Here is a 10,329-nt window from a genome sequence, read left to right as displayed (position 1 = left end):
CAGGCTGCGATCTTTTGATCTTGGCTATAAAAAACAACGTCAAAAGATCGCAGCCTGCGGCAGCTCCTACACGTTCAAAGTTCGACTTTTACCCAACTGACAGGTTGATCGAGCCAATCGGCGAACTCATCGATAAAGCTCTGCTTGAACCCCGCTTCCAACCAGTTGTTGAAGATAAATCCCAGGTTGGAAAACGCGCATTCCTGCAAGTACAGAAAGCCGTTGATGTCGTCTTCATGCCCGCACTCCGGGCAGGTGAAGTTGTCGGTGCGGCCTGGAAACCAGTCTTCGAGGCTTTCGAACAGCGCTTCGCCGACTTCGCGGCGGCATTCGGCGCACCCCGGCCTCCTCGAGAAAGCCTTTGGCCGGCGTGTAGATGCAGCGTTTGACGATGATCTCCAGACCATTGATCGGCTCGCCAAAATGCAATGCTCGGGGTGCAGCACCACCGCACGTGCGCCGTCGGCAATCGCGTACGCCATGCGATTGCGGTGCGACCGCAGGTGCTCAGCTCTTCCTTGACAATATTCTTGCGTACCAGCCAGCGCAGAATCGCCCGGCCCGGGGTTCGTGAACCGGCAGGGTGGAGATTTTCGGGACGATGATGCTTTGCGAATTCATGGAAAATCCTGCGGTATGGCTTCTGACGCCTTCGCGGGCAAGCCCGCTCCCACAGGATATGCATTCCAATGTGGGAGCGGGCTTGCCCGCGAAGGGGCCCTAAAGGCCGGCAGCTTAATCCCTGACGAAATCCGGTCAAGTACTGAAATAGCGCCCGATCAACGCAATCCCGCTGGCCAGCACCAGCCAGGTCACCAATCGTACAAACGCTTCACGCGACAACCGCATGGTCAAGCGCCGCCCGATCCACAGGCCCAGCGCCATGGCCGGCAGCAGACAAACCGCCAGCATCAACAAGGGTAGCTCGCATACACCCCGGCGAGGGCAACAGGCTCAAACGCACCACGGTGCTGCAACTGATCAGCGCACTTTGCGTGGCCCGCGCCGCGTCTTTCGGCAGGCGACTGTTGAGATAGATCGCATATAAAAAGCCACCACTGCCAAACAACGCCCCAAACAATCCGCCGACCGTGCCCATCGGCAGTGCCCACGCGGCGGACAACTGCGTCGGCCGGGTTTTCACCCACAGGCTGTAAACCGCATAAGTGCTGATGACAGCCCCATCAACAGCAGCAACAGGTCGGATTTGAGGTTGAGCAGGAAAATCACCCCCAACGTGCACCCCACCGCCATGCACGGCAGCAGCCGCAACAACTCGGCTTGGCCACATCCCGGCGCGAGGGCAGCAGGTTGCCGAACGCCGCGACGAAATCCAGCAGCACCAGCAGCGGCACGATTTTCGGACAACGGCATGAACAGAATCAGAATCGGACCCGCGACCAGTGCGGTACCGAACCCGGCAATCCCGAACACGATATAGGCCATGCGATTCCCAGTCCGATCACCACCCAGCCGCCTGCGCCCATGTCCATATCGCTCAACAACCCAACCACACTCATTGATCCACTTCCTTTATAAGCCTGAGATGACTTTAGCCAGCGCCAAGCCTTGCGACTAATATGATCAAACTCGCTCACCCCATCTCGAAAAGGCATACCTGGTGCTTTCAACCCGTCAACTGCGCTACTTCGTGGAAATCGCCGACTGTGGCAGCTTCAGTGCAGCGGCTGAACGCTTGTTCGTCGCGCAATCGGCGCTGAGCCGGCAAATCAAGGACATGGAAAGCCGCCTGCAACGCCGCTGTTCGAACGCACGCGCGTCAGCCAAGACTCACGGCGGCCGGCGAGGCTTTTTTGCCGCGGGCCAGAAACCTGCTCAATGAACTGAGCAAAGCCAGCGCGATGGCGACCGAAGTCGGCAACGGGCAAGTGGGCACTGTGCGCCTGAGTCATTCCAGCACCGTGTCGATCAGCGGACATTTATTACGTCGGATCAGCACTTATCTCGATCAGCAGAATGGCGTGTCGCTGGACATCGGCAAGCTGTCCTCCGAGGCGCAGCTTGAGGAACTTGCCGAAGGACGTCTGGACATTGGTTTGTTGCGCTTGCCGGTGTTGCGTCAGCGTGAGGGCATTCACATGGTGCCTTTATTCACCGAACGCCTTGCTATTGGCGGTACCGAATGAACATCGATTGGCTGACTCACCCGCTGTCGAACTGGCGCAACTGAAAGACGAGCCGTTTATCTCGATCCCGCATCCGCAACGTGGCGGACTCAGTTATCTATGTGCCGACCTGTGCATGCGTCAGGCTTTTTTCCCCAAAGCGGCGCGGTGATGTCACGCAAGACGACGCAGTTGCAGTTGATCCAGGCCGGATTCGGCATCGCCCTGCTGCCCGAATCAATGCAGGACATCGCCCCCGGCGGCGTACGATTTCTGCGCCTGAGCGATCCCGATTGCCAAAGCACCGTCGCCCTCGCCCACCGGCAAAACCCCACCCCACTGACTCAACACTTCATCAACACCTTCACAACCCCCTGTAGGAGCTGACGAGTGAAACGAGGCTGCGATCTTTCGATCTTGCCCTCCAAAAAAAGATCAAAAGATCGCAGCCTGCGGCAGCTCCTACAGGGATTCGTGTATTGCGTCGGAAATTAGCTTTAAACTGCGGCCCATGATTAAAGATCCCTTTGCAAGGCTCGGCCTTGACCGAGAAGTCCTGACCGTCAGCCAGCTCAACGGCCGCGCACGGGTGTTGCTCGAAGACGTGTTCAGCAACATTTGGGTCGAAGGCGAAATCCTCCAACCTCGCCCGCCCGGCGTCCGGCCACGTGTACTTCACCCTCAAGGACAGCGGTGCACAGGTGCGTTGCGCGCTGTTTCGCAATAACGCAGCGCGGGTGCGTCAGGCGCTGAAGGACGGCCTGGCCGTGAAGGTGCGCGGCAAGGTCTCGCTCTTCGAAGGTCGTGGCGACTATCAACTGATTCTCGACACCGTGGAACGGCCGGTGACGGTGCGCTGCGCCTGGCCTTCGATGCGCTGAAAGAAAAGCTCAGCGCCGAAGGCCTGTTCAGTGCCGAACGCAAAGTGCCGCTGCCGGCACATCCGCAACGCATCGGCATCGTCAGTTCGCCGACCGGCGCGGTGATTCGCGACATCATCAGCGTGTTCCGCCGCCGGGCGCCGCAGGTGCAACTGACGCTGATCCCCACCGCCGTGCAGGGCCGCGAAGCCACTGCACAAATCGTCCGCGCGCTGAAAATGGCTGATGCCCGGGGTTTCGACGCGCTGATCCTCGCCCGTGGCGGTGGCTCGCTGGAAGACCTCTGGTGTTTCAACGAAGAAGCTGTGGCGCGCGCGGTCGATGCCTGCGTGACGCCGATTGTCAGCGCCGTCGGGCATGAAACCGACGTGTCGATCAGTGACTTCGTGGCCGACGTGCGCGCTCCAACGCCCTCCGCTGCCGCCGAATTGCTCGCCCCGGATTCGAGTCACCTGATCCGTCAGGTGGAAAGCCTGCAGCGGCGTCTGGTGATGCGCATGCGCGACCGTTTGATGCGCGATCGCCTGCGCCTTGAAGGCATGGCCCGTCGCTTGCGTCATCCCGGCGAACGTCTGCGTCAGCAAGCGCAACGTCTGGATGACCTGGACATGCGCATGCGCCGCGCCTTCGAGCGCCACGCTCAATACCCCGCCGCGAACGCCTGATCCGTCTGGAAACCCCGCCTCGCCGGGCAACACCCGGGACGCCAACTGGCGATGCTGCGCCAGCGCCTCGACAGCCTCGCCGAACGCCTGCCGCGAGCCATGCGCGAAGGCCTGAAAAGCCGTCGCCTGCAACTGCACAGTCAGATGCAGGACGCTGCATGTGGTCAGTCCGCTGGCGACTCTGGGCCGTGGCTACAGCATTCTGCTGGATGAACGCGGCCACGCGATTCGCAACGCCGCGCAAACCCACACCGGCCAGCGTCTGAAAGCCAGACTGGGCGAAGGCGAACTGCAAGTGCGCGTCGAGGGACAATCACCTGACGCCTGTCACCCTCTCTTTACTGGACTGATCCATGCCGCGCTTTTTCGCTCCGTTATTCGTGCTGTGCCTGACCACCTTCAACGCCCACGCTGACAGCTACATCACCCGCCTGCTGAAACAAACCGGTGCCGGGCGGCGTGGCGGTGGTTGATCTGGGCAGCGCCGCGCAGCCACCGAAAGCCACCTATCAAGGCAAACCGGTGCTGGTGGTGAAAGAACAGAACAACTGGCTGGCGATTGTCGGCGTGCCGCTGACGGTCAAACCCGGCAGCCAGCAGATCAGCAGTGGCGGGCGCAATCTGCCGTTCACCGTCGGCAACAAGAAATACCCGGAACAGCACATCACCCTGAAGAACACTCAGCAGGTCAATCCGAATCCGGCCAACCTCAAGCGCATCGAGGGTGAGCTGGCCGAGCAGATCAAGGCTTACCGCAGTTTCAGCCCGAACACCCCGAGCAACCTGTTGCTGGACAAACCGGTCAACGGGCCGCTGTCGAGCAAGTTCGGCGTGCGTCGCTTCTTCAATGGCGAAGAACGCAACCCGCATGCAGGCCTCGACTTCGCGGTGCCGGCAGGCACGCCGATCAAGACCCCGGCGGCGGGTAAAGTGATCCTCACCGGCAACTACTTCTTCAACGGCAACACAGTGTTTGTCGATCACGGGCAGGGCTTTATCAGCATGTTCTGCCACATGTCGAAAATCGATGTGAAGGTCGGCGATCAACTGGCCCGTGGTGCAGTGGTTGGCAAGGTCGGCTCGACCGGGCGGGCGACCGGGCCGCACATGCACTGGAACATCAGCCTGAACGATGCGCGGGTGGATCCGGCGATTTTCATTGGTGCATTCCAGCCCTGAATTATGTATTGAGGCCAATGGCCTCTTCGCGGGCAAGCCCGCTCCCACAGGTTTCTCGGGTGTACATAATATTCGTGTACGACACGGACACTGTGGGAGCGGGCTTGCCCGCGAATGCGATCTATCCAATCCGAAAATACTACTGACACCCGCCCAACATCAATTGCGCCCCAATCTGACCTTACGCAAACATCGACAAGAACCACCGAATTACACGCAATAAAATTCTGCAAAATCCAGTATTTCGAGTATTCCTCTCAATTTTTTTCGACTGCTTGCCATCCTCTCCCCTCGCGGTTAGGGTTGAAGGCATGAAAACCTCTCACACCCTTATTCAGCTTCGCCAGCACCGCAGTCTGTGCCTCGTCAGCGCACGACTGCCGGGCTGAATCGCTGCGCCTCGTCCCAAGCGTTTTCCCGAACATTCGTTCCACCGGCAGGCCGCCTCTTTTCGGCCCAGACAATAAGGAATTTCCCGATGAGCATGCTCAAAGACCCGTCTTCGAAATACCGCGCGTTTCCCGTCATCAACCTGCCGGATCGCACCTGGCCGTCGAAAACCATCGACGCCGCGCCGATCTGGTGCAGCTCCGACCTGCGTGACGGCAACCAGTCGCTGATCGAGCCAATGGACGCGGTGAAAAAGCTGCGCTTCTGGAAAACCCTCGTGCAAGTCGGCGTGAAGGAAATCGAAGCCTCGTTCCCGGCCGCTTCGCAGACCGACTTCGACTTCGTGCGTACCTTGATCGAAGAAGGCCACATCCCGGACGACACCACCATTCAGGTGCTGACCCAGGGCCGTGAAGACTTGATCGAGCGCACCTTCGAATCCCTGCGCGGGGCGAAGAAAGCCATCGTTCACCTGTACAACGCCACCTCGCCGTCTTTCCGTCGCATCGTCTTCAACCAGGACAAGGACGGCATCAAGGCCATCGCAGTGAACGCCGCCAAGCTGTTCGTCAAATACGCGGCGATGCAGCCGGACACCGAGTGGACGTTCGAATACTCGCCGGAAACCTTCAGCGCCACCGAGCTGGAGTTTGCCAAGGAAGTCTGTGACGCGGTGATCGAGGTCTGGAACCCGACTCCTGAGCACAAGATGATCCTCAACCTGCCAGCCACCGTTGAATGCGCGACGCCGAACGTCTATGCCGACCAGATCGAATGGTTCGGCCGCAACATCAACCGTCGTGACAGCGTGATCATCAGCCTGCATACCCACAACGACCGTGGCACCGGCGTCGCCGCCACCGAGCTGGGCCTGATGGCTGGTGCGGATCGCGTCGAAGGCTGCCTGTTCGGCAACGGCGAGCGCACCGGTAACGTCGACCTCGTTACTGTCGCACTGAACATGTACACCCAGGGCGTTGACCCTGAGCTGGACTTCTCCGATATCGACGGCGTGCGCAAAGTCGTCGAAGAGTGCAACCAGATTCAGGTGCACCCGCGTCACCCGTACGTCGGCGACCTGGTCCACACCGCATTCTCCGGCTCGCACCAGGACGCGATCCGCAAGGGCTTCGCCCAGCAGAAACCGGACACCCTGTGGGAAGTGCCGTACCTGCCGATCGACCCGGCCGACATCGGTCGCAGCTACGAAGCGGTGATCCGCGTCAACAGCCAGTCGGGCAAGGGCGGCATCGCCTACTTGCTGGAGCAGGAATACGGCATCAGCCTGCCACGTCGCATGCAGATCGAGTTCAGCCAGGTGGTGCAGCGTGAAACCGACCGCCTCGGCCTGGAGATGACCGCCAAGCAGATCCACTCGCTGTTGATCAGCGAATACCTGCAAGCCAACACGCCTTACGCGCTGGTCAGCCACCGCCTGCAGGAAGAAAACGGCAACAGTGCCGTTGAAGTGGAAGTGGCGAGCAAGGGTCAGGGCGAAACCAACCTGCACTGGCGCGGCAAGGGCAACGGTGCGCTGGAAGCCCTGGTGGCCGGCCTGCCGATCCCGGTGGAGATCATGGACTACAACGAACACGCCATCGGCGCAGGCACCAACGCCAAGGCAGCGGCTTACATCGAGCTGCGCTGTGAACGGTGAACGTGCGGTGCACGGTGTGGGCATTGATGAAAACATCACCACCGCCAGCTTCAAGGCGCTGTTCAGTGCCCTGAACCGCTCGCTGAGCCAGCCTGAGGCGAAAGCAGCTTAAGCCTTCGCTGACATGCAAAAGGCCCCGGAGTGTGAACTCTGGGGCCTTTTTGTTTAGATCAAAAGATCGCAGCCTTCGGCAGCTCCTACATCGGACAGCGTACATCCTGTAGGAGCTGCCGCAGGCTGCGATCTTTGGCTTTTCAGGTGAACTCGAAGGTATCCGCATCCAGATTCGCCGGGAAAGCGCTCGCGATACGCCGCCAGTGGTGCCGCTTCCAGCACTGCTTTGAACACGCCGTCGGCCTCCCCCGCCGCCAGCAAGGTCTCGCCCTGGAAATCCAGCACCTGACTGTCGCCGGTATAGGCAAAGCCCTTGCCGTCGGTGCCGATCCGGTTCACCGCCGCCACGTAGCACAGGTTTTCGATCGCCCGCGCCGGCAACAAGCGGTTCCAGTGCAGACGCCGCGCACCCGGCCAGTTGGCGGTGTACAGCAGCAGATCGGTGTCCTGCGCATCGCGACTCCACACCGGGAAACGCAGGTCGTAGCAAATCAGCGGCCGAATCCGCCAACCCTTGAGTTCGAACTGCACCTGACGCTCGCCGGGCGTGTAGTGATTGTGCTCACCCGCCATACGGAACAGGTGGCGCTTGTCGTAATGCCAGACTTCTCCGTCCGGGCGCGCCCACAGCAGGCGATTGCGATGGCTGCCATCCGCCGCCTGAATGATCACGCTGCCAGTGATCACTGCATTGAGCTTCGCGGCCTGCGCCTTCATCCATTTGCGGGTCGGGCCATGCTCGGCTTCGGCGAGGGTCTCCGATTCCATGGAGAAACCGGTGGTGAACATCTCCGGCAGGATGATCAGGTCGGCGCCTCGGGCCTGCTCCAGCAGCACGTCGAAGTGCTCAAGGTTGGCCTGACGGTCATGCCAGGCGAGGCTGGTCTGGATCAGCGCCAGATTGAGATCGGGCAATGCACTCAGATCACGCATAGTTTTGCCGCTGCCTCGCGCAGCGTCTCCTCGCGTTTGGCGAAGCACAGGCGCACCAGGCGCTGGCCTTGCGGTGGATTCTGATAGAACACCGACACCGGAATGCTCGCCACGCCATGTTCGCGGGTCATCCAGATCGCCATGTCGACGTCGTTCAAATCAGGGCGAATCTGCGAGTAGTCGACCAGCTGGAAATACGTGCCGGTGACGCGGGTGAAGGTGAAACGCGACGGTGTCAGCAAATCGCAGAACAGGTCGCGCTTGGCCTGATAGAAACCCGGCAGCTCTTCAACGTGCTCCGGGTGCTCGGCCATGTAATCGGCCAGGGCGTATTGCAGCGGCGTCACGCCGCAGAAACTGACGTACTGGTGCACCTTGCGCAGCTCGGCGGTCAGCGCCGGGGGGCGCAACCACGTAGCCGGTTTTCCAGCCGGTGACGTGGTAGGTCTTGCCGAACGAACTGACCACAAACGCACGCTGATACAGCTCTTCGTGGGCCAACACGCTGACATGCGGCACGCCGTCAAACACCAGGTGTTCGTAGACTTCATCGCTGATCAGGTAGATGTCGCGCCCACGGATCAACTCTGCCAGTTGATCCAGTTCGGCACGGCTGATCAGCGCTCCGCTCGGGTTGTGCGGGGTATTGATGACGATCATTTTCGTGCGCGGGCTGAGGGCCGCGGCGAGCTTGTCGAAATCGATGGAGAAATCATCCGGGTTCAGTTGCACATGCACGCAGCGCCCCCCCGCCAACTGCGTCGCCGGTTCATAGCTGTCGTAGCACGGGTCGAACACGATGACTTCGTCGCCGCTGTGGATAACCGCCTGAATCGCACAGAATATCGCTTGGGTCGCACCCGGCGTGACGGTCACTTCGCTGTCGGCATCGACTTTCACGCCATAGCTGCGCGCGATCTTCGCCGCGATCTGCTCGCGCAGCGCCGGCAGGCCGGTCATCGGTGAATACTGGTTGTGGCCGCTGGCGATATGTCGACCGACCGCGTCACGCAGGGATTGCGGGCCGTCGAAGTCAGGAAAACCCTGGGACAGTTGATCGCTCCGGTCTGCGCCGCGAGCTGAGACATCTGCGTGAAAATAGTGATGCCGACGTTCGGCAACTTACTGGTGATCATCGAGGGGTTCCCTGCTCTACACCCGGCTCTGACGGCGGCGCGGGAGAGCCCGAGAATAGCCCATCCGGCGCCCATAAAAAAAGGGCGCTCAACTGAGCACCCTTCTTATCGCCGAACCCTGTAGGAGCTGCCGCAGGCTGCGATCTTTTGATCTTGCCTTCAAAGCAAAGTCAAAAGATCGCAGGCTTCGCCAGCTCCTACAGAAGCGGTTGAGCATTCCCACACAATTGTGGGAACAATCTACTTGATCACTTCTTGTCGCGACGTTTCTTGCTGGCTTTCTTGTTGTGCGACATCAAGCGACGCTTCTTGTTGACCTGGCGGTCGGTCAGCGTGTTCTTGTTGCCTTCGTACGGGTTTCTCGCCGCCCTTGAACTCGATGCGGATCGGCGTACCGACCAGCTTCAGCACACGGCGGTAAGTGTTCTCCAGATAGCGCACATACGACTTCGGCACTTTCTCGATCTGGTTACCGTGGATCACGATGATCGGCGGGTTCGCACCACCCAGGTGAGCGTAACGCAGCTTGATCCGGCGGCTGTTGACCATCGGCGGCTGGTGCTCGCTGACCGCGTCTTCGAGAATCTGCGTCAGGCGGCTGGTCGGCCAGCGGGTCACCGCGGACTTGAACGAGTTCTGCACCGAGGCGTAGAGGTTGCCCACGCCTGTACCGTTGCAATTGCCGAGATGAAGTGGATGTCGGCAAAGTCGACGAAGAACAGACGACGTTGCAGCTCGACCTTGACGAAGTCGCGCTCGCTCGGGGTCATGCCGTCCCATTTGTTGATCGCGATCACCAGCGCACGGCCGGCTTCGAGGGCAAAGCCCAGCAGGTTGAGGTCGTGATCGACCACACCTTCGCGGGCGTCCATCACGAAGATCACCACGTTGGCGTCTTTGATCGCCTGCAGGGTTTTGACCACGGAGAATTTTTCGACTTCTTCGTGATCTTGCCGCGCTTGCGCACACCGGCGGTGTCGATCAGCGTGTACTTCTCGTCGTTACGCTCAAACGGAATGTAGATACTGTCGCGGGTGGTGCCGGGCTGGTCGTAGACGATGACGCGGTCTTCACCGAGCATGCGGTTGACCAGAGTCGACTTGCCGACGTTCGGACGGCAATGATGGCGATCTTGATCCCGTCTTTTTCGCTCGGGCCAGGAATGCGCTTGGCTTCCTCGCCTTCGGCGACGATCTCTTCTTCTTCGCCTTCCTGCGGCTCGTCTTCGTCACGCGGGAAATCGCTCAG

General features: G+C 60.3%; 1 protein-coding gene and 9 pseudogenes. 5 read left to right on the top strand and 5 right to left on the bottom strand.

Translation table 11 applies throughout. The features are described 5' to 3' along the window. Positions 1 to 74 precede the first annotated feature (74 nt). Both AB1J88_RS00770 and AB1J88_RS00765 read right to left on the bottom strand, forming a co-directional pair. Positions 75 to 621 (bottom strand): annotated as a pseudogene (locus AB1J88_RS00770) (sugar ABC transporter ATPase). A gap of 135 nt (positions 622 to 756) precedes the next feature. Next, a pseudogene (locus AB1J88_RS00765) lies at positions 757 to 1,520 on the bottom strand (sulfite exporter TauE/SafE family protein). Between the two features lie 101 nt (positions 1,521 to 1,621). On the opposite strand from AB1J88_RS00765, the gene AB1J88_RS00760 reads away from it, so the two are divergent. The 5 genes and pseudogenes from AB1J88_RS00760 (at position 1,622) to leuA (ending at position 7,010) form a co-directional block, all read left to right on the top strand. Then, positions 1,622 to 1,843: a LysR family transcriptional regulator gene (locus tag AB1J88_RS00760; protein WP_430289962.1), complete on the top strand. Its 222-nt coding sequence runs from the start codon at positions 1,622 to 1,624 to the stop codon at positions 1,841 to 1,843. Positions 1,844 to 1,862: 19 nt separating this feature from the next. After that, positions 1,863 to 2,513 (top strand): annotated as a pseudogene (locus AB1J88_RS00755) (LysR family substrate-binding domain-containing protein). A gap of 124 nt (positions 2,514 to 2,637) precedes the next feature. Further along, positions 2,638 to 4,022, top strand: a pseudogene (gene xseA / locus AB1J88_RS00750) (exodeoxyribonuclease VII large subunit). Between the two features lie 3 nt (positions 4,023 to 4,025). Then, positions 4,026 to 4,851, top strand: a pseudogene (locus tag AB1J88_RS00745) (peptidoglycan DD-metalloendopeptidase family protein). 478 nt (positions 4,852 to 5,329) lie between these two features. Continuing rightward, positions 5,330 to 7,010 (top strand): annotated as a pseudogene (gene leuA, locus AB1J88_RS00740) (2-isopropylmalate synthase). A gap of 142 nt (positions 7,011 to 7,152) precedes the next feature. Here the strand turns inward: leuA and AB1J88_RS00735 are convergent. From AB1J88_RS00735 to der, 3 pseudogenes are all read right to left on the bottom strand, one after another. Further along, positions 7,153 to 7,945: pseudogene (locus AB1J88_RS00735) on the bottom strand (amidohydrolase). After that, positions 7,933 to 9,081 (bottom strand): annotated as a pseudogene (locus AB1J88_RS00730) (pyridoxal phosphate-dependent aminotransferase). The pseudogenes AB1J88_RS00735 and AB1J88_RS00730 overlap by 13 nt, the downstream one beginning before the upstream one ends. Before the next feature lie 248 nt (positions 9,082 to 9,329). Continuing rightward, positions 9,330 to 10,329: pseudogene (der, locus tag AB1J88_RS00725) on the bottom strand (ribosome biogenesis GTPase Der); the annotation flags it as partial.

The organism is Pseudomonas sp. S8 (assembly GCF_050473925.1).
Lineage (GTDB): Bacteria > Pseudomonadota > Gammaproteobacteria > Pseudomonadales > Pseudomonadaceae > Aquipseudomonas > Aquipseudomonas parakoreensis.
Note: the sequence above shows the minus strand (reverse complement) of the source record. Positions and strands in the feature narration are given on the sequence as shown.